Annotated in this window: 18 protein-coding genes; 6 read left to right on the top strand and 12 right to left on the bottom strand. The window is 67.2% G+C overall.

The features are described 5' to 3' along the window. Positions 1–77 precede the first annotated feature (77 nt). The 3 genes from V3B25_RS07585 to V3B25_RS07575 form a co-directional block, all read right to left on the bottom strand. On the bottom strand, positions 78–785 hold the full coding sequence (locus tag V3B25_RS07585; RefSeq protein WP_032130182.1) for a YitT family protein: 708 nt from the start codon (positions 783–785) through the stop codon (positions 78–80). Between the two features lie 93 nt (positions 786–878). After that, the gene (locus tag V3B25_RS07580) at positions 879–1,328 is read right to left on the bottom strand and encodes a GNAT family N-acetyltransferase (protein WP_049421544.1); all 450 of its coding nucleotides are present in this window, start codon (positions 1,326–1,328) and stop codon (positions 879–881) included. A gap of 96 nt (positions 1,329–1,424) precedes the next feature. Continuing rightward, positions 1,425–1,637 carry a DUF4287 domain-containing protein gene (locus tag V3B25_RS07575; protein ID WP_329810411.1) on the bottom strand — a complete coding sequence of 71 codons (213 nt, stop codon included), beginning with the start codon at positions 1,635–1,637 and terminating at the stop codon, positions 1,425–1,427. A gap of 393 nt (positions 1,638–2,030) precedes the next feature. Between V3B25_RS07575 and V3B25_RS07570 the strand changes: the two genes are divergently transcribed. Further along, positions 2,031–2,930: a LysR family transcriptional regulator gene (locus V3B25_RS07570; RefSeq protein ID WP_049421546.1), complete on the top strand. Its 900-nt coding sequence runs from the start codon at positions 2,031–2,033 to the stop codon at positions 2,928–2,930. Between the two features lie 42 nt (positions 2,931–2,972). On the opposite strand, the gene V3B25_RS07565 is transcribed toward V3B25_RS07570, so the two are convergent. The 3 genes from V3B25_RS07565 to V3B25_RS07555 form a co-directional block, all read right to left on the bottom strand. Continuing rightward, positions 2,973–3,956, bottom strand: a complete 984-nt coding sequence (locus V3B25_RS07565) for an aldo/keto reductase (protein ID WP_149908898.1) — start codon at positions 3,954–3,956, stop codon at positions 2,973–2,975. A gap of 180 nt (positions 3,957–4,136) precedes the next feature. Continuing rightward, on the bottom strand, positions 4,137–5,300 hold the full coding sequence (locus V3B25_RS07560; RefSeq protein ID WP_049400675.1) for a PilT/PilU family type 4a pilus ATPase: 1,164 nt from the start codon (positions 5,298–5,300) through the stop codon (positions 4,137–4,139). 78 nt (positions 5,301–5,378) lie between these two features. After that, on the bottom strand, positions 5,379–6,416 hold the full coding sequence (locus tag V3B25_RS07555; RefSeq protein WP_006422551.1) for a type IV pilus twitching motility protein PilT: 1,038 nt from the start codon (positions 6,414–6,416) through the stop codon (positions 5,379–5,381). 87 nt (positions 6,417–6,503) lie between these two features. Between V3B25_RS07555 and V3B25_RS07550 the strand changes: the two genes are divergently transcribed. Together V3B25_RS07550 and proC are read left to right on the top strand one after the other, a co-directional pair. After that, positions 6,504–7,181 (top strand): YggS family pyridoxal phosphate-dependent enzyme, encoded by a 678-nt coding sequence (locus V3B25_RS07550; RefSeq protein WP_107431432.1) that lies wholly within the window; start codon positions 6,504–6,506, stop codon positions 7,179–7,181. A gap of 18 nt (positions 7,182–7,199) precedes the next feature. After that, complete coding sequence (gene proC / locus V3B25_RS07545; RefSeq protein ID WP_189720655.1) at positions 7,200–8,021, top strand: pyrroline-5-carboxylate reductase; 822 nt, start codon at positions 7,200–7,202, stop codon at positions 8,019–8,021. 59 nt (positions 8,022–8,080) lie between these two features. Here the strand turns inward: proC and V3B25_RS07540 are convergent, their stop codons facing one another. After that, positions 8,081–8,956 (bottom strand): LysR family transcriptional regulator, encoded by an 876-nt coding sequence (locus V3B25_RS07540; protein ID WP_329810410.1) that lies wholly within the window; start codon positions 8,954–8,956, stop codon positions 8,081–8,083. Positions 8,957–9,056: 100 nt separating this feature from the next. On the opposite strand from V3B25_RS07540, the gene V3B25_RS07535 reads away from it, so the two are divergent. Beyond that, positions 9,057–9,659 (top strand): short chain dehydrogenase, encoded by a 603-nt coding sequence (locus tag V3B25_RS07535; RefSeq protein WP_329810409.1) that lies wholly within the window; start codon positions 9,057–9,059, stop codon positions 9,657–9,659. A 73-nt stretch (positions 9,660–9,732) separates the two neighbouring features. Here the strand turns inward: V3B25_RS07535 and soxR are convergent, their stop codons facing one another. Further along, complete coding sequence (gene soxR / locus V3B25_RS07530; RefSeq protein ID WP_032127734.1) at positions 9,733–10,167, bottom strand: redox-sensitive transcriptional activator SoxR; 435 nt, start codon at positions 10,165–10,167, stop codon at positions 9,733–9,735. A gap of 29 nt (positions 10,168–10,196) precedes the next feature. Between soxR and V3B25_RS07525 the strand changes: the two genes are divergently transcribed. Further along, a complete protein-coding gene (locus V3B25_RS07525) occupies positions 10,197–11,618 on the top strand; it encodes an MFS transporter (RefSeq protein ID WP_049421552.1) in 1,422 nt (473 codons plus the stop codon). A gap of 38 nt (positions 11,619–11,656) precedes the next feature. Here V3B25_RS07525 and V3B25_RS07520 read toward each other — a convergent pair whose 3' ends face one another. Together V3B25_RS07520 and V3B25_RS07515 are read right to left on the bottom strand one after the other, a co-directional pair. Further along, a complete protein-coding gene (locus tag V3B25_RS07520) occupies positions 11,657–13,678 on the bottom strand; it encodes an alpha/beta hydrolase (protein WP_329810408.1) in 2,022 nt (673 codons plus the stop codon). Further along, on the bottom strand, positions 13,678–14,652 hold the full coding sequence (locus V3B25_RS07515) for a DUF4105 domain-containing protein (RefSeq protein WP_329810424.1): 975 nt from the start codon (positions 14,650–14,652) through the stop codon (positions 13,678–13,680). The genes V3B25_RS07520 and V3B25_RS07515 overlap by 1 nt, the downstream gene beginning before the upstream one ends. 171 nt (positions 14,653–14,823) lie before the next feature. Here V3B25_RS07515 and V3B25_RS07510 point away from each other — a divergent pair, with 171 nt between their 5' ends. After that, positions 14,824–15,228 (top strand): GFA family protein, encoded by a 405-nt coding sequence (locus V3B25_RS07510; protein WP_049421554.1) that lies wholly within the window; start codon positions 14,824–14,826, stop codon positions 15,226–15,228. A gap of 269 nt (positions 15,229–15,497) precedes the next feature. On the opposite strand, the gene V3B25_RS07505 is transcribed toward V3B25_RS07510, so the two are convergent. Both V3B25_RS07505 and V3B25_RS07500 read right to left on the bottom strand, forming a co-directional pair. Then, positions 15,498–18,599, bottom strand: coding sequence for an efflux RND transporter permease subunit (locus V3B25_RS07505; protein WP_329810407.1), 3,102 nt, complete (start codon positions 18,597–18,599; stop codon positions 15,498–15,500). A gap of 4 nt (positions 18,600–18,603) precedes the next feature. Next, the gene (locus tag V3B25_RS07500) at positions 18,604–19,782 is read right to left on the bottom strand and encodes an efflux RND transporter periplasmic adaptor subunit (RefSeq protein ID WP_329810406.1); all 1,179 of its coding nucleotides are present in this window, start codon (positions 19,780–19,782) and stop codon (positions 18,604–18,606) included. Between the last annotated feature and the right edge of the window lie 76 nt (positions 19,783–19,858).

The raw sequence follows: 19,858 nt of genomic DNA, 5'->3' as shown, positions 1-19,858 counted from the left end.
GGCGCGCCCGGCGCTGCCGCCCCCCGAGTCCTCGAGGCAGGGGGGCCCCCCCCCCCCCGGGCACTACCGTCGAATCGTCACACGCCCATGTAACGGCCCGGGCGGTGGTTGAACATCAGCACCAGGCTGAGCACCACCGCGCCGATCGCCGAGTACAGCACCTTCGACGGCGACAACACGAAGAACGCGGCCACCATCAGGCAGGCGTCGTAGGACATCTGCACCTTGCCCGCGCTCCAGCCGCGGGTGCGCTGCAGGTACACCGCCAGGATGCCGATACCACCGAGGCTGGCACGGTGCCGGATGAAGAACAGGATGCCCAGGCCGGACAACGCACCACCAACGATCGCCGAATACAGCGGGTTGATGTGCGAGAAATCGATCCAGCGCGGCAGCAGGTCGGTCAGCACGCCACAGGCGGTGACCGCAGCGAAGGTCTTCAGGGTGAATTCCCAGCCCATGCGGCGCAGCGCCACCCAGTAGAACGGCAGATTGACCAGCACGAACACCAGGCCGAAGTTCCAACCCATCGAGTAGTGCAGCAGGAAGGCCATGCCGGCCATGCCGCCGATCATCAGCCCACCCTTGGCGAAGATGGCCAGGCCCAGCGAGGCCACCATCGTGGCCAGCACCATGCCCTGCACGTCCTCGGCGATCGAGTGGCGCAGCGCTTTTTCGTCGGCGGTGGTGCCGGCACTGTCGGGCGGCGGGGTCAGCGGACCAGCGGTGACCAGGTGGCCGTCAGCGTCGTCGCACGGCGCGGGGCCATGGGCGGGAAGGGACATACGGGTGGGGGAACAGCAGGTGGGGAGCGCTATTAGACACGATCTGCATGACAGTTGCAGATGAAATCGTTCAGCTGCGCTCGCCCATTCAGGTTATTCCGGAGGCGTCACCGGCAGCACGGCCAGCATGTCCTCGCCATCATCGTCCATGCCTGTCTCGACGAAACCGAAGCTGCCATAGAAGGCGCCCGCCACCGGATTGCGCGGGTTGTAGCAGATCTCGATCTCGGCCAGGCCGGGCGTGTCCCGGATCTGCGCCAGCGCCAGTTCCAGCGCGCGCCGCCCGATGCCACGCCCCTGCCAGCGCTGATCGACCATGAAGCGCCAGATCGAGATGCGCTGCGGCGTCTCCGGCACCCACATGAAGAACCCGACCAGCTCGCCATCGGCCTGGATGGCGCGGGTCTGGTAGCCGGGATGGAATGCTGCCTGCACCAGCGACCAGGTATTGCCGGCCACGAAGTCCTGCTGCGCCTCGCTGACGTCGAGATCGCACACGGCTTCGTAGTTGTCGACGGTGATCGCGTCCAGCGTGACCTGCATGAGGGCGTCCTGCCTCGGGATGAACGCCCAGTCTGCCTGACCCCGGAGGCCGTGTAGCCTGACCCCCACACGACCGTTCAGCGCCGGGTTGCCTGCTCAGCCCTTTCCGGCCAGATGGTGCACCACCAACGCATTGGCATGGCCGTGGCCCACCCCATGCTCGCTTTTCAGGAAGCTGACCAGTTCCATGTGTTTCAGGCCCTTCTTGCCCGCCAGCAGCCCGAACCAGTGCGCCACCGGCTGACCGTAGGTCTTCTCGATGGAGGGGAAGTACGAGGCCGGGCCCTTGGGCTTGGTGTCAGCGCTCATGTGCAGCTCCCGTTGAAGTCATTCATTCGACGAACCACAGTCCCTGAAATCGACATCCCCACACGCCTACACAGAATGGGGTCGGAGCCGTTCCAACAGCTCGCGGGAAATTGTCGAAGGCGGGGCGGGGGGGGGTGGGGGGGGGGGGGGGGCCGGGGGGGGGGGGCGGCGGGGGGGGGGGGGGGCGTGGGGCGGCCCCCCCCCACCGCGCGCCCCGGCTCAGGTTGCGGGGGCGTGAGCGCCATGGATGGCGCGACCGAGGCTACATGGACGTACTTGCGCCGTCCCCCGCAACCTGAGCCACCCCGCCTCCCCTCAGGAAGCCAGCTTTTGACGTTGCCATTGACGTTGTTTCGGCGGGTGCCGGGCGCAGCCCGGCCGTATCATCCCGTCATGCCCCGTGAAAATCTCAACGACCTGCAGGCCTTCGTCCACGTTGCCCGCGAAGGCAGCTTCACCCGGGCCGCCGCCCAGCTGGGTGTCTCCCAGTCCGCGCTCAGCCATGCCATGCGTGGCCTGGAAGAGCGCCTCGGCGTGCGCCTGCTGACCCGTACCACCCGCAGCGTGTCCACCACCGAAGCCGGTGCGCGCCTGCTCGAGACCCTCGCCCCGCGCCTGGCCGAGATCGAGGACGAACTGGCCGCACTGGCCGAGTACCGCGAACGCCCGGCCGGCACCATCCGCATCAATGCCACCGGCCATGCCGCCGAATACATCGCCTGGCCGCGGTTGGCGCCATTGCTGCAGCAGTACCCGGACCTGAAGGTGGAACTGGCTGCAGACTACGGGCTGGCCGACATCGTCGCCGAGCGCTACGACATCGGCATCCGCCTCGGCGAACGGTTGGCGCGCGACATGATCGCGGTACCGGTCAGCCCACCGCTGCGCATGCGCGTGGTCGGTGCGCCCAGCTACTTCCGCCAGCATGTGGTGCCACGGCATCCGCACGACCTGGCCAACCACAACTGCATCACCCTGCGCCTGCCTACGCATGGCGGACTGATGCCGTGGGATTTCGGCCAGGACGGCAACGAACTGAGCGTGCGCGTGACCGGTCAGTGGACCTTCAACACCATGGGCATGACCCGCGCGGCTGCACTGGCCGGCAGCGGGCTGGCCTGGCTGCCGGAAGACCAGGTGCAGCCGATGCTGGACGATGGCCGCCTGCAATCCGTGCTGGACGATTGGTGCCCGCACTTCGATGGCTACTACGCGTATTACCCGTCACGCCGCCACGTCACCGTGGCGATGCGCACTGTGCTTGATGCGTTGCGCGGGCTGATGGCTGGATGAGCTGAGGAGTGCGGACCAACGGTCCGCACCCACGGCCGGCGGTCAGCCCTTGGCCTGCGCGGCGCGCTGCGCGTTGTAGCGCTCACCGACAATCGACACTTCATCCAGCGCCTGCGCGATGCGTTGCAGCTCCTCCGGCGCCAGCTGCAGGTCGGCCGCGCCCAGGTTTTCTTCCAGGCGATGGATCTTGGTGGTGCCCGGAATCGGCACGATCCACGGTGCCTGCGCCAGCAGCCAAGCCAGCGCTACCTGCGCCGGCGTCGCGCCACGTGCGGCAGCGATCGTGCTGATGCGGTCAACCAGCGCCTGGTTGGCACGACGCGCCTCCACTTCAAAACGCGGTACGGTGTTGCGGAAGTCGTTGGCGTCGAAGGTGGTATCGGCGTTGATCGCGCCGGTCAGGAAGCCACGGCCGAGCGGGCTGAAGGGCACGAAACCAATGCCCAGTTCCTGCAACGTCGGCAACAGTTCGCGCTCCGGCTCACGCCACCACAGCGAGTACTCGCTCTGCACGGCGGCCACTGGCTGCACCGCATGCGCACGGCGAACGGTCGCGGCGCTGGCCTCGGACAGGCCGAAGTGGCCTACCTTGCCCTCGGCGATCAGGTCGCGAACGGTGCCAGCGACATCTTCGATCGGCACGTTGGGGTCGACGCGGTGCTGGTAGAACAGGTCGATATGGTCGGTGCGCAGGCGCTTGAGGCTGGCCTCGGCCACCGCGCGGATGTTCTCGGGACGGCTGTCCAGCCCGGTATCGACGCGCGCATCCTTGAAGCCGAACTTGGTGGCGATCACCAGCCTGTCGCGGTACGGCGCCAGCGCCTCGCCGAGCAGGTCTTCGTTGGTGTAAGGGCCGTACACTTCGGCGGTGTCGAAGAAGGTCACGCCACGCTCGACGGCGGCCTGCAGCAGGGCGATGCCCTGGCCCCGCTCCACCGGTTGGCCGTAGCCATGGCTCAGGCCCATGCAGCCCAGGCCGAGGGCGGAAACCTTCAGGCCACTGCGGCCGAGTTCACGTGTCTGCATCGTCGTGCTCCAGAGGGGGAGCGCTGACGATACGCCTGCAGAGCCCACGGATTGAATGGGCAGCATTGCAGTTGGTCATGACTGGAATTCATCAATGCGCGGAGCCGCCCGCCCGTAGCGTCGAGCTTGCTCGACTCGACAAGAACAGTCGAGCAGGCTCGACGCTACGGAATACCCAGGTCACCGGATCTCGGAGATCTCCACGCCATCCAGCCCCTGCGACAGGGTGCGGGCGTCGCCGCCCTGGCTGAGCTTGATGCGCAGGCGCACTTCGTTCTGCGAATCGGCGTAGCGCAGTGCGTCCTCGTAGCTGATCTCGCCCGCCTGGTACAGCTCGAACAGGCTCTGGTCGAAGGTCTTCATGCCCAGCTGGACCGAATCCTTCATCACTTCCTTCAGCTTGTGGATCTCGCCGTCGCGGATGTAGTCCTGCACCAGCGGCGTGCCCAGCAGGATCTCCATCGCCACCTTGCGCGAGCGGCCATCGGGCGACGGCACCAGCTGCTGCGCAACCACGCCCTTGAGGTTCAGCGACAGATCCATCAGCAACTGGTTGCGACGATCTTCCGGGAAGAAGTTGACGATGCGGTCCATCGCCTGGTTGGCGTTGTTGGCATGCAGGGTGCACAGCACGAGGTGGCCGGTTTCGGCAAACGCGATGGCGTGGTCCATGCCTTCGCGGGTACGCACTTCGCCGATCATGATCACGTCCGGCGCCTGGCGCAGGGTGTTCTTCAGCGCCGCTTCCCAGCTGTCGGTATCGATGCCGACCTCGCGCTGGGTGATGATGCAGCCCTCGTGCTTGTGCACGAATTCGATCGGGTCTTCGATGGTGATGATGTGGCCAGTCGAGTTCTGGTTGCGGTAACCGATCATCGCCGCCAGCGAGGTCGATTTACCGGTACCGGTGGCACCGACGAACAGGATGATGCCGCGCTTGGTCATTGCCAGCGTCTTGATAATCGGCGGCAGGCTCAGCTCTTCCACGGTCGGAATGCGCGTCTCGATGCGACGCAGCACCATGCCGACCTGGTTGCGCTGGTAGAAGCAGCTGACACGGAAGCGGCCGACACCGGACAGGCCGATGGCGAAGTTGCACTCATGGGTCTTTTCGAATTCCTCGCGCTGCGCCGGGGTCATCACGTTCAGGACCAGGTCGCGGCTCTGCTGCGGGGTCAGTGGTGTCTGGGTGATCGGCGAGATCTTGCCGTTGACCTTCATCGCCGGCGGCATGCCGGCGGTGATGAACAGGTCCGAGGCACGCTGGTGCGCCATCAGCTTGAGGAACGAAGTGAAATCGATGGTGGTCGCGGTGGTGTTCACGGCGGGCTCCCAATGGGGCATGTACCAGGAAACGGTCGGAGGCGGAAACGGCGCGGGAACGGCGGCGCACTGGCGCCCGCCGCCCCGTTGCTGCCCGCCTTACTCGAACAGGCGCTTGTCCTTGGCGTAGTCGCGGGCCTGGTTGCGGGTGATCAGGCTGCGCTTGACCAGGTCCTGCAGGTGCTGGTCCAGGGTCATCATGCCGTACTGCTGGCCGGTCTGGATCGCCGAGTACATCTGCGCCACCTTGTCCTCGCGGATCAGGTTGCGGATGGCCGGGGTGCCGACCATGATTTCCCACGCAGCGGTACGGCCGCCGCCGACCTTCTTCAGCAGTGCCTGCGAGATCACCGCACGCAGCGACTCGGACAGCATCGAACGCACCATCGGCTTTTCGCCGGCCGGGAACACGTCGATGATACGGTCGATGGTCTTGGCCGCCGAGCTGGTGTGCAGGGTGCCGAACACCAGGTGGCCGGTCTCCGCGGCGGTCAGCGCCAGGCGGATGGTTTCCAGGTCGCGCAGTTCGCCGACCAGGATGATGTCCGGGTCCTCACGCAGTGCCGAGCGCAGCGCTTCGTTGAAGCCATGCGTGTCGCGGTGCACTTCGCGCTGGTTGATCAGGCACTTCTGCGAGGTGTGCACGAATTCGATCGGATCCTCGACGGTGAGGATGTGGCCGTATTCGTTTTTGTTGATGTAGTCGATCATCGCCGCCAGCGTGGTCGACTTGCCCGAACCGGTCGGGCCGGTCACCAGGATCAGGCCCTGCGGCTGCTGGATCACTTCGCGGAACAGCGGCGGGCAGGCCAGGTCCTCGAGGGTGAGCACCTCGGACGGAATGGTACGGAACACCGCACCGGCACCGCGGTTCTGGTTGAACGCGTTGACACGGAAGCGCGCCAGCGACGGGATCTCGAAGGAGAAGTCCACTTCGAGGAATTCCTCGTAATCGCGGCGCTGCTTGTCGGACATGATGTCGTACACCAGCGCGTGGACCTGCTTGTGGTCCAGGGCTGGGATGTTGATCCGGCGCACGTCGCCGTCCACGCGGATCATCGGCGGCAGGCCTGCGGACAGGTGCAGGTCGGACGCTTTGTTCTTTACGGAAAACGCCAACAGCTCGGCGATATCCATGAGCGGCTACTCCCCAATAACGGCTTCGACTGGAAGGATCTTTCCCCGGGCGGCAGTATAGCCTCCTGATTCAACGGAACGCGTTACGTGGCCACTCCCCTGCCCCAGATCCTGAGCAACCTGCACGCCGCCGCCGAGGCCGCTGGCAGGCCCGACCCACGCCTGCTGGCGGTGTCCAAGACCCAGCCGGCCGAGGCCGTGGCCGCGCTGGCCGCACAGGGCCAGCACGCCTTCGGCGAGAACTACGTGCAGGAAGCACTGGCCAAGATGCAGGCGCTGCAGCACCTGGCGCTGGAATGGCACCTGATCGGCCACCTGCAGTCGAACAAGGCCGATGCCGTGGCCAGCCATTTCGACTGGGTACAGAGCGTGGACCGTTCCAAGCTGGTGACCGCGCTGGCACGCCATCGCCCGGCCGCGCGTGGCCCGCTGAACGTACTGATCCAGGTCAACATCGACGATGAATCCAGCAAGCATGGCTGTGCACCGGAAGAAGTGGATGCACTGGCCGCCGCGATTGCCGCCGAACCCAGCCTGCGCCTGCGTGGCCTGATGGCGATTCCCGCACCGTGGCCGGAAGCGGAGCGCCGTCGGGATGCATTCGTGCGCATGCGCACACTTTTCCAGTCGCTGGCTGCCCAGCACGCGCGGATCGACACGCTGTCGATGGGCATGAGCAGCGACTACGCCGAAGCCATCGCCGAGGGTGCCACCCTGGTGCGCATCGGCACCGCCCTGTTCGGCGCCCGCCCGGGCCCGGCCTGATTTTCCAAGGAGACTTCCATGGCAGCTGATTCCATCACCTTCATCGGCGGCGGCAACATGGCCCGCAGCCTGATCGCCGGCCTGATCCGCCAGGGCGTGCCTGCCGCGCACATCCACGTGGCCGAACCGGTGGCCGCACTGCGCGAGTCACTGGCTGCCGACTTCGGCGTGCAGGTGCACGACAACGCCGCCGATGCCGCCGCGCACGGCCGCACCTGGCTGCTGGCGGTGAAGCCGCAGGTGCTGCGCGATGTGTGCCAGTCGCTGCAGGCGCTGGCACAGGCGAACCGACCGCTGGTGGTGTCGATTGCCGCCGGCATCACCAGCACGCAGCTTGAACGCTGGCTGGGCGGGAACCTGCCTGTGGTGCGCGCGATGCCGAACACGCCGGCCCTGCTCGGCGCCGGCGTGACCGGCCTGTACGCCACCGCGTCGGTGGACGCGCAGCAGCACGCACGCGCCGAACAGGTGCTGGCCAGTGCCGGGCGCACGGTGTGGATCGACAGCGAGTCGCTGATGGATTCGGTCACTGCGGTGTCCGGCAGCGGCCCCGCCTACGTATTCCTGCTGGCAGAAGCGATGGAAGCGGCGGGCATCGCCCAGGGCCTGCCGGCCGACGCTGCGCGTGCGCTGGTGGTGCAGACCCTGCTGGGAGCCTCGCGCATGCTTGATGAGGCCGGTGAAAGCCCGGCCGAGCTGCGCCGTCGCGTGACCTCGCCGAACGGCACCACCCAGGCCGCGATCGAGAGCTTCCAGGCCGGTGGTTTCGAGGCGCTGGTGGACACCGCGCTGCGCGCCGCGCAGGTACGTGGGCAGGAACTGTCTGCGGCGAATGATTGATCCCGATGTGTGCCGACCAACGGTCGGCACCTACCATCATCCACGCATGGCGTGGATGTTCATTGCCCCAATGTGGCCACGACGAAATCGACGAAGCACTGCAACCGCGGGCGCGGCCGTCGATCCGGCAGGTAGATCAGATGCATGGGCCGCGGTTCGGGCAGGTAGTCGCGCAGCAGCGGCTTCAACCGCCCGGCCGCGATTTCGCCGGCCAGCAGCGCGGTCGGCTGCAGCACCAGCCCTGCGCCGGCCACGGCGGCTTCGCGCAGTGCAACACCGTCGTTGCAGGTCAGCCGCGCCTCCCAGTCCACCTGTTCGCCGTTGGCCAACTGCCAGCCATGGCCGCCGCGCCAAGCCAGGTGGCTCAGGCAATCATGCCCCTGCAGATCCGCGGGCGTGCGCGGCGTGCCGCGCCGGCGCAGGTAGGACGGTGCCGCACACAGGCTCATTGCATACGGCGGCAGCGGCCGCGCCACCACCTCCTGCGATGGCAGCGGCCCGACCCGGATCGCCACGTCGAAGCCATCCTCGATCAGGTCCACGCGGCGGTTGCTCAGGTCCAGCTCGATGTTCAACTGCGGCTGCGCGCGCAGCAGGCCGGCCAGTTGTGGCGCCAGCACACAACTGCCCCAGGTGGTTGGCGCGCTGACCCGCAGCAGTCCGCGGGGTTGTACCTGCAGGCCGGCCACGTCCGCCTCCGCCTGCTGCACCTGCTCCAGCACCTGCCGGCACCCGGCCAGGTAGGCGCTGCCGGCTTCGGTCAGGCGCTGGCGGCGGGTGTTCCGTTGCAGCAGCGCGGTCCCCAGGTGCGCCTCCAGTTGCTGGATGTACTTGCCGACCATCACCGCCGACACCTGCAGCTGTTCGGCAGCTCCTGCAAAGCTCCCGGACTCGGCCACGGCGACGAAGGCCTGCATGCAGCGAAGGGTATCCATTGCTAATCCAGAGTTAGGAATCTGCGAAGCATACGCCGCTTACCTAACCCCACTGTGAGGGCGCAGACTGCGCCCATTCCCCCTCTCGCAAGGAACCGCCATGAAGATTCTCCTTGTGGGTGCCAGCGGCACCCTCGGCCTGGCAGTCGCCCACCAGCTCGGCCAGCAGCATCAGATCCTCGCCGCCGGCCGCAACAGCGGTGAGCTGCGCGTCGACCTGACAGACGACGCCAGCGTCGCCGAACTTTTCGCGCGCACCGGTCCGGTCGATGCAGTGATCTCCACCGCTGGCAAGCTGCACTTCGGTCCGCTGAAGGACATGACACCCGAGCAGTTCAACCTCGGCCTGCAGGACAAGCTGCTGGGCCAGGTGCGGCTGGCACTGGTCGCCCAGCACCACCTCAACGCCGGCGGCTCGATCACCCTGACCAGCGGCATCGTCAGCGCACAGCCGATCCGCGATGGCGTCAACGCCACCTCGGTGAATGCCGCACTGGAAGGCTTCGTGCGTGCCGCCGCGTTGGAGCTGCTGCCCCGTGGCCTGCGCATCAACGTGGTCAGCCCGAACGTGCTGATCGAATCGATGGCGGCTTACGGCCCCTATTTCCCAGGCTTCGAAGCGGTGAGCGCGCAGCGCGCGGCGCTGGCCTTCCAGCGCGCGGTGGAAGGCATCCAGAGCGGCGAGACGATCACGGTCTGGTAAGAAAAAAGGGGACGGAGGGGATTAAGTCGTTAATGCACAAACGACATAATCCCCTCCGTCCCCTTTTCGCGGGTCACTCCCAGCGCATCGGGCCGTCGCCGCGTTCGCCGAGGACGTCTTCGGGGTTGGCCAGGCGGCAGCGCTGCAGCGACAGGCAGCCGCAGCCGATGCAGCCGGTCAGTTCATCGCGCAGCAGTTCCAGCATGTGGATGCGCTCCTCCAGCTCGGTGCGCCAGCGCGCGGACAGCTTGGCCCAGTCGGCCTTGGTCGGCGCGCGGCCCTCGGGCAGGCTTTCGAAGGCACGGCCGACAGCTTCCAGTGGCATGCCCACCCGTTGCGCGACGCGGATCACGGCCAACCGTCGCAGCACGTCACGGCTGTAGCGCCGCTGGTTGCCCGAGGTGCGCAGGCTGCTGATCAGCCCCTTGCGCTCGTAGAAATGCAGCGCGGAAACCGCCACGCCACTGCGCTGGGAGACTTCGCCAACGCTGAGTTCCTGGGAAACCATTGCTTGACCTAAACTGCAGTTGAGGTGGCATGCTGCTATCTTCGCCGCCAGTTGACAAGCGCGGCCCGCATCTGACTCGTATGTCCCCCACTCTTTCGCCCGCCGACGCCCGTGCGCCGGCTGATACGTCGATCCTGTCTCCCCGCTATCGCGCCACCACCATCGGCATGGTGGCACTGGTGGCGCTGCATGCCTTCGAGGCCCTGGCGGTGGCCGCCGCCATGCCGACCGTGGCCGAGGCGCTGGATGGCCTGCGCCTGTATGCGCTGGCCTTTGGCGGCACCCTGGCCACCAGTGTCATCGGCATGACCCTGGCCGGACGCTGGGCCGACCGCCATGGGCCAGCTCGGCCGCTGTGGTATGGCCTGGGCTGCTTCGTGCTGGGCCTGCTGCTGGCCGGCTTCGCCATGCGCATGGGCATGCTGGTGGCCGGGCGCCTGCTACAGGGCCTGGGCGCAGGCGCGATCTCGGTCTCGCTGTACGTGATGGTTGGCCGCAGCTATCCCGAACACCTGCGCCCGAAGGTATTCGCCGCGTTCTCCGCCGGCTGGGTGGTGCCGTCGATGATCGGCCCGGCACTGAGCGGCCTGATCGTGCAGCATCTCGGCTGGCGCTGGGTGTTCCTGGCCGTACCACTGCTGGCGGTCCCGGCCGCGCTGCTGCTGCGCCCGGCGCTCGCACGCATGCAGCCCACTCATGCTGCCAGCAGCGACGATGGTCGCGGCAACGTGGTGCGCTGGGCCAGCGGCGCCTCGCTGGCGGCGCTGCTGCTCTACTTCGGCGGCCAGCAGCAGGGCCTGCCTGCGCTGCTCTGCATCGGCGTGGCCATGCTTGCGCTGCTGTTCTGCGTGCACCGCCTGTTGCCAGCCGGCACGTTGCTGCTGCGCCGCGGACTGCCCAGCGTGATCGCCCTGCGCGGCATCGCGGCGGCCGCATTCTTCGCCTGTGAGGCCTACCTGCCACTGCTGTTGCAGCGCGAACGCGGGCTCTCGCCCAGCTGGGCCGGTGCCGTGCTCAGTCTTGGTGCACTGGGCTGGTTCGCCGGTTCATGGCTGCAGGGCCACCAGCAGCGCGGCTGGTCACGCCAGCAGCTGCTGCGCGTTGGCACACCGCTGATGACGATCGGTATCGCCGCCACACTGGCCGTGCTGTTCAACGCAGTGCCGCTGCCGGTGGCACTGGTCGGCTGGGCCATGACCGGCTTCGGCATGGGCATGATCTACGCCAGCCTGTCGGTGCTGACGCTGTCGTTGTCCGCACCGCACGAGCAGGGTGCCAACACCTCGGCACTGCAGCTGAGCGAGGCGCTGTCGGTGACCACCGCACTGGCGATTTCCGGTGCACTGTTCGCGCTGTTCGTGCAAAGCGCACCCCACACCGGCTACGTGCTGTGCCTGGCGATCACCTTCGGCCTGGCGCTGCTGGCCACGGTGATCGCGCGGCGGGTGTAGCACCGCCGCATTGCGGGATTGCCGGCCAGCGGCCGGCACTACCGGCTGCCGGTCCCCATATCATCGATATCCCGGTGCAGGATGCGCCTCACCTCCAGCACCGCCTGCGGGGTTTCCTGCACGCTGTGGCCGGAGATGATCACCTTCTCCGACAGCGCGCCCGGCAGATGTGCGCTCCAGTACGGCACCAGCCCATCATCGGATTTTTCCACCGGCAGCTCCGGCTTGCGCTGGGCGATGATCGAGTGGTACTTCAGGCCCGCCTCAATCGGCAGCTGTGCGGCGGCCTTCACGAACGGATCGCTGGCCTTGAGGTTGTCGATGCTGTTCGGGATCTTCGGCTTGGCGGTGCCATCGACCTGCTGCTCGGCCTGCGCCAGCGCCATGAACACGTCCTCGAACTTGCCGAGGATTGTCAGCGGCAGGCGTACCAAGCGACCAATCAGGCGACCGACCTTGTTGCCGGCAATGTCGGTGCCCTGGTGCGGCGCGGCGATGAAGATCGCACGCTCCACGTTCGGCTGTGCCTTGAAATGCAGCAGCGGACCCAGCTTGTTCTGCACCCGCTTCAGCCGTTCCCCCTTCAGGTCGTAGTTGGCCAGCAGGTCGTTCCACAGTACATCGCCGGAATCGCTCACCAGCAGGCGCGCCAGCACGCCGCCCATGCTGTGACCGATGTAGACCATGTCCTTCGACGCACGCGTGCTGCCGTTGGGATCGAAATGCTTCAGCGTGTCGTTGAATGCATTGGCGATCTCGTAGCGGTTCAGCGCGATCGGCGCATTGGTCGGGTAATAGACCTGCCACACCTGGAACTGCTGGCGCAGCTCGGGGTCACCCATGATCTCGTTGGCCAGGTTCACCCACGCTTCCGGGCTGCTGGCCAGGCCGTGCAGCATGAAGATGATGCGGCGGTTCGGGTCCCACGGCTGCATCAGGTAGATGTGCGGCTCGCCGATGCCCTCGCTCATACCGAACAGGGTACGCAGCGACTGCCGGGCGAAGCCACTCTGCGCCAGCCACAGGCCGTAGGCGGCAGTGAAGTTGCCGGCCAGCGGTACCTGCTCACCGTGCAGAGTGATGCGCTCGGTCGCTTCCGGCGAATAGGCATCCAGCTCGACCCGGCGCGTGCGCATCACGTCTTCCAGGCTGCTGCCCTCGAACCGCAGCAGTGCGGTGACGTTGATCGAGGACATCTCACTGAACTCGGGCACCGAATCGTCATGGCGGTGGCGGCGGCCACGACGCTCGTCGTCCTCGTCGTCCTGCGCGGTTTCAGCCTTCGGGCCGTCGGGCGCGATCACTGGCGCGACCAGTTTCGGCGGGTCCATCACCATCACCAGCTCGGCACCGAAGCCATCGCGGCGATAGGTGCTGCGCAGGCCAACGAAGCTGACCGTTCCCGCTGGCACCAGCTGCGCCGGAATGCTCTTCAGACCCAGCTGCTGGTAGTTGGAGGCCAGCGACCAGCTACCGACCGTGAGCGGCTTCGTATAGTCCTCGCCGGCCAGCGCAGCGGCGCGTGCGCGCACGAACAACACCACCGCCGCCTTCTCGGCCGCGTAGTTGTAGTAGTCGCGCACCTGCGTCTGCCGGTCCTCGAAGGCCCGGTCGGACGGTGAGCGGCCACTGTAGAACAGGTAGGCATAGGCATAGCGCGCGGCTTCCAGCCAGGCATCCAATGCCGCATCGCTCATCGGCGGGTCGCCTGCGGCGGTCTTCTTCGGCGTCATCGTCAATGCAGCCTTCACCCACAGCTCGGACAGCGCCGACAGCCGCTGCTCGACATTGAGGTCGTCGGTCATCAGCAACGTGCTGCGGCAGACCAGGAAGTCCTTCTCGCACTGCGATTCGTCCAGGCCCGCTGCGCTGAGCGTTTCACGCGCGGCGGGGCTGAGCTTGCCAGTGTTGAGCACATCCGCGCGCTTGTTGACCAGTGAATCACTGGATTTGACCTGCTTGACGGTGACCATCGCGCAGCCGCTGCTGCCCAGCAGCAGGAAGGCGGCGAACAACACCGGCAGCAGGCGCTGCCAGCGGGTCAGAAAGAGTTGGGTCATTACTGCGGGTCCTGCTCGGTGCCGGGCACGCCCTGGCGGATCACGGTGGAGAAATGCTCGCCATCACCCAGGTCCAATGCGCGCTGGGTGATGCGGCCCTTGTCGTGCAGCTCGGTGTACGGCACGCCCGGCGTGAGCGCGCCGACCTCCTGCGCGTACTCGGCCAGGTAACCGGACAGCAGCAGGCGGTAGTCCAACGGCAGGCGCGGTGCGATGTGGCGGGCCAGGTCGAAGACGATGGTCGTGCAGTTGCTGGTCAGCGTGTTGTAGAAACCCGGCTTCGCATCCAGTTCACGCGCCTGCTCGATGTACGCAGCCAACAGTTCCTTCAGCTGCGCGCGGTCCATGCCATGCAGGCGGTACAGGTAGACATCTTCGCCACGCGCATTGGTGCGGGTGCGGATGATGTCGGTCTCCTCCGAAGCCACCAGGGTCATCTCGAACTTGCGGAAGAAGCCGCCCAGCGCGGAGAACGACTCACCGCGCTCCTTGCGGATCTCCAGCGAGAACACCACGTGGCGACCATCCTCGAAACCGAACGAGATCAGCGTGTGGGCGATCGCCGGGCCCATCCAGTACGACAGCACCAGGTCGGCCGAGCGCAGCTGGTCCAGGTCGTATTCGCGGCGCACCCAGTGCGCGTCGTAGTCGGTTTCGCTGCGCCAGCTGAAGTCGCGCACGTTGTCCAGCACCACATGGCGCCCGTCGAAGGACACCACGTGCAGGCGCTGGGCCACGTCGTCGGCCCATACGCGGTCCTGGCGCGGGGTCAGCAGCAGCCACCACAGGCCGGCCAACGCCAGTGCCACACCGAAGGCCGTGCCGAGGCGGCGGGAGGCACGTCCCCGCGCGACCCGCCACGACGCCCACAGCGCCACCAGCAGCCACAGCACGGCCACGCCGGTGGCCAACCAACCCGGCCCCGGCAGCTGGTAGGCCAGCAGCCCGCTCACCCACAGCGCCGCCAGCGCCATGGCACTCCCTGTCATCCAACGTCCTGCGGCGTTCACTGGCATCCTGTCGCGGTCTCGAAGCCGCATAGTTAGCCACAAGCGGGTTCACCGTGGCATCTACGGACCGTTCAGGCTGGGCAGCGCACCGTCGGCGGCGGCCTCTGCGGCCAGGTTCACTTCACAGGAGCAACGATGGGCATCACTTCCGTGGCCGGCGTTCCGGTCCAACCCCGGCACCGAGCCACCTGCCACTGCGGCACGGTCGAACTGCTGCTGGACCTGCCGGACGGTATTGTCGAACCCCGCCGCTGCGACTGCTCGATGTGCCGGCGCCGGGGGGCCATTGCCGCCAGCGTCAGCCGCGCGGGCCTGCAGGTGGTGCGCGGGCAGAACCACCTGCAGCGGTACCAGTTCAACACCCATGTGGCCGAGCACTATTTCTGTGGCGTGTGCGGCATCTACACCCATCACCGGCGCCGCTCCAACCCGGAACAGTACGGCTACAACGTGGCCTGCCTGGAAGGCATCGACCCGTTCGCGCTGGGTGTGATCCCGGTCAACGATGGGGTCAACCATCCCGCCGACCGCACCGGTTAGTGGCGCGTGCGCCGTGGCGGTGCGGCAACCTTCTGCCAGGGGGCCATGCCGCTGCGGCCTGCCCGCACCGGGCGCTTCAGCCAGGGCCGGCGGGGCGTCGCCTGCGGTTCGGTGGCGACCGGGGGAGGAACAGGTCTGCGGCCGGGCCAGAGATGATCAAGCAGCCACATGGCAGGTCTCCGTGGGGGACGGGGACGACCTACGCTAGCGGCACCTGGGCAAAGAACGGGTGAGGGTGCTGCGGCAGCCAGATGACAGCCGCGCCCCCCTCAGTCCTGCGGCCGTGACCGGCCCAGGCGGCGCACCAGCACGAAGAACAACGGCACCAGCACCACTGCCAGCACCGTGCCGGAGACCATGCCGCCGATCACGCTCATGCCGATTTCACGGCGGCTGACTGCGCCCGCGCCGGTGGCCAACGCCAACGGGATCACCCCGGCCACGAAGGCCAACGACGTCATCACGATCGGGCGCAGGCGCAGGCGTGCGCCCTGCAGGGCCGCTTCCACCGCTGAACTGCCGGCACGATAGCGGGCCTCGGCAAACTCCACGATCAGGATCGCGTTCTTGGCCGACAGGCCGATGGTGGTCAGCAGCCCCACCTGGAAGTAGATGTCGTTGACGAACCCGGCCGCGGTGGTCGCCAGCACGGTACCAATCACGCCCAATGGGATCACCAGCACCACTGCCACCGGCACCGTCCAGCTCTCATAGAGCGCTGCCAGACACAGGAAGATGAAGGCAATGGAGGCGATGTACAGCCACAACGTCTGGTTGCTGGCCAGTTGTTCCTGGTAGGACAGGCCACTCCACTGCAGGTCGAACCCGGGTTGATCGGCAACCAGCGCCTGCATGCGCTGCATCGCCTCGCCCGAGCTGCGGCCTTCGGCGGCGCTGCCCTGGATCTGCATCGCCGGCAGGCCATTGAAGCGCTGCTGCAGCTGCGGCCCGCGTGCCCAGTGGCTGCTGGCGAAACTGGCGAACGACGCCATCTGGCCGTTGCCACCGCGCACATACCACTGGCCGATGTCGTCGGGCACGCTGCGGTAGGGCTGGTCGCCCTGCATGTAGACCCGCTTGACCCGGCCACGGTCGAGGAAATCGTTGATGTAGCTGCCGCCCCAGGCCGCGGACAACGTTGAATTGATGTCGGCCTGGGCCAGGCCCAGTGCGCTGGCCTGGGCATGGTCGATGTCCAGCCGCAGCTCGGCCTTGTCGCCCAGACCGTTCAGGCGCACCGAGGTGAGCCCGTCGTCTTCGCCGGCCGCGCGCACCACCTGTTCCTGCGCCGCCTGCAGGGCCACGCGCCCGGCCGCGCTGGTGTCCTGCAGCCACAGTTCGAAGCCGCTGGACTGGCCCAGTCCACGCACCGCCGGCGGTGCCAGTACATTGACCTTGGCATCCGGCAAGCTGCGGAAGTAGGCATTGGCGCGTGTGATGATCGCTGCAGCGGTGTTGTCGCCCGTGCGCTCATCCCAGGGTTTAAGTGCGAGAAAGCCCTGCCCCGCGTTCTGGCCGGTGCCGGCATTGTTGCGTCCGACCACCACGAACACCACATCCAGGTTCTGCTTCTCGTGCTCCATGAAGTAGCGGCTGATCTGCTCGCCCAGCGCTTCGGTACGTGCCATCGGCGTGCCTTCCGGCGTGGAGAACTGGAAGGTGACCTGGCCCTGGTCTTCCACCGGCAGGAAGCCGGTGGGCATGCGCGCGTACAGCGCGACCATGGCGACCACCAGCAGCAGGTAAAACGCCATCCAACGCCGCGGCCGGGAGACGACGCCGCCGAGTCTGCCCTGGTAGGCCAACTGGCTGCGCTCGACGCCCCGGTTGAACGCCCGGAAGAAGCGGCCCTGCGGTTTCTGCGCCGAAGACGGCTTGAGCAGGGTCGCGCACAGCGCCGGGGTCAGCGTCAGCGCCACCAGCGCCGACAATGCCATGGCAGACGCAATCGTGATCGAGAACTGCCGGTAGATGATGCCGGTGGAACCACCGAACAGCGCCATCGGCAGGAACACCGCGCCCAGCACCACGGTGATGCCGATCAACGCGCCGGTGATCTCGCCCATCGATTTTTCGGTCGCTTCGCGCGGCGGCAGATGCTCGTCGTGGATGATGCGCTCCACGTTCTCCACCACCACGATCGCATCGTCGACCAGCAGCCCGATCGCCAGCACCATCGCGAACAGGGTCAGTGTGTTGATGGTGAATCCGGCAACGGCCAGCACGCCGAACGTGCCCAGCAGCACCACAGGCACCGTGATCGCCGGAATCAGCGTGGCGCGCAGGTTCTGCAGGAACAGGAACATCACCACCACCACCAGCACGATGGCTTCGATGAGGGTATGGATGACCCCCTCGATCGAGACCCGCACGAACGGTGTGCTGTCACGTGGGTAGGCCACCTGCAGGCCGGGCGGGAAAGTCGGCCGCAGCCGCTCGATCTCCGCGCGCACCGCATCGGCCGTGGCCAACGCATTGGCGCCGGAGGCCAGAGTGACCGAGAAGCCAGCCGCCGGATAGCCATTGAGATAGCTGCTGGTCTGGTAGTTCTCCGCGCCGATCTCGACCCGTGCGACGTCGCCCAGCAACACCGCCGCGCCATTGGGCAGCGTGCGCAGGATGATCGCGCGGAACTGTTCGGGCGTCTGCAGGCGCGACTGCGCGGTGACCGTGGCGTTGAGGCTCTGCGTCGGGCTGGACGGCATCGCGCCCAGCTCACCCGCCGTCACCTGGGTGTTCTGCGCCTGGATCGCAGCGCGAACGTCCGACGGCATCAGGTCATAGGCGCGCAGCTTGTGCGGATCCAGCCACACGCGCATTGCGTAAGCCGAGCCGAACACGTTGATCTCGCCGACACCGGGAATGCGGCTGATCGGATCCTGCACATTGCTGACAAGGAAATCGGAGACGTCCACGCGCTCCATGCGCCGGCTGGTGTCGTACAGCGAGACCACCATCAGCGAATCGCCCTGCGACTTGGCGACCGTCACGCCCTGCTGCTGCACTTCCTGCGGCAGCCGGTTGATCGCCTGATTGACGCTGTTCTGCACCTGCACCTGGGCGATATCCGGGTTGGCGCTCTGGTCGAAGGTGACCGTAATGCGCGCCTGCCCCGATGACGAACTGGTGGACGAGAAATACAACAGGTGATCGATGCCTTTGATCTGCTGTTCGATCACCTGGGTGACGCTGTCTTCCACCGTCTGTGCCGAGGCACCGGTGTAGTTCGCGGTGATGTTGACCTGCGGCGGCGCGATGTCCGGGTACTGCTCCACCGGCAGCTGGGTCACCGCGATGGTGCCGAAGGCCATGATGCAGATCGCCAGGACCCAGGCGAATACCGGGCGATGGATGAAGAAGCGCGGCAGCATCTGCTCAGTCCTTCCCGACCGGTGCCGGTGCCGGCTTCACCCGCACCGTCATGCCATCGGCCAGGCCCTGCGCGCCGGCTACCACTACCTGCTCCCCGGCGGCCAGGCCATCGAGCACCAGCCACTGATCGCCCACCGCACGCGCGGTGCGGAACAGGCGCAGCCGCGCCTTGCCGTCCTTGTCCACCAGCCACACCTGCGCCTCGCCCTTGGGGCTGCGATCGACCGCCGCCTGTGGCACCAGCAGCGCCTGCTGGCGGGTCCCCTGCCCCACCAATGCGCGCACGTACATGCCCGGCAGCAGCTGCCCATCCGGGTTGGGGAAACGCGCCCGAAGGGTGATGCTGCCGGTTTCCTGCTGCACGTCCACATCGGCAAATTCCAGCGTGCCGGGCAGCGGGTAGTCGGTGCCATCGGACAGGCGCAGCCGCACCGGTGCTGTGTCGGCCTGCACGCCACCGTCGGCGATGGCGCGGCGCAGTGCCAGGTACTCATTGCTGGACTGGGTGATGTCCACGTTCATCGGGTCCATCTGCTGCACCCGTGCCAGTGGATCGGCCTGGCCCGAGGTGACCAGCGCACCCGGCGTGAACAGCGCGCGGCCGATGCGCCCGGCAATCGGCGAGGTCACCGTGGCAAACCCCAGCCGTGTGCTGGCCGTGTCACGCGCGGCCTGTGCGGCCTGCGCCGCGGCGGCAGCCTGCTGGTCGCTGGCGATCGCATCGTCCACGTCCTGGCGCGCGGCCAGCTGGTCCTTGCCCAACGCCTGCATGCGCTGCGCCCGCAGGCGCGCGGTCACCGCAGCGGCCTCGGCGGTCTTCAGGTTGGCCTGCGCCTCGTTCAGCGCCGCCTGGTACAGCGCGGGCTCGATCTGGAACAGCGGCTGCCCGGCCTTCACCCACTGGCCCTGCTCGAAGAACCGCTTCACCAGCACGCCATCCACCTGCGGACGCACGTCCGATTCCTGCGAGGCAACGCTGCGCCCAGGCAGTTCCTGCTGCAGTGCCAGCGGCTGGCTGCGCAGGGTCAGTACCGTCACCTCAGGCGTCGTCGCGCCGGGCTTGGGCGCGTCCTTGCCGCAGGCGCTGAGCAGCCCCACCAGGGCGAGCGCCAGCAGCGGCAGGCCCGCGGTTCGCGGCAGCCGCCAGGCACGGTACGGACGGGAGGGGTTCGGAAGGATCATCGGCTGCAGGTTCCACGCGTGGGGGAGCGTTCGGCGCCGAATATAGAAGACGTGGCGGCACGATCCTGCTAAATGG

The sequence above is a fragment of the Stenotrophomonas sp. SMYL8 genome, from assembly GCF_036320065.1.
GTDB lineage: Bacteria > Pseudomonadota > Gammaproteobacteria > Xanthomonadales > Xanthomonadaceae > Stenotrophomonas > Stenotrophomonas maltophilia_A.
Note: the sequence above shows the minus strand (reverse complement) of the source record. Positions and strands in the feature narration are given on the sequence as shown.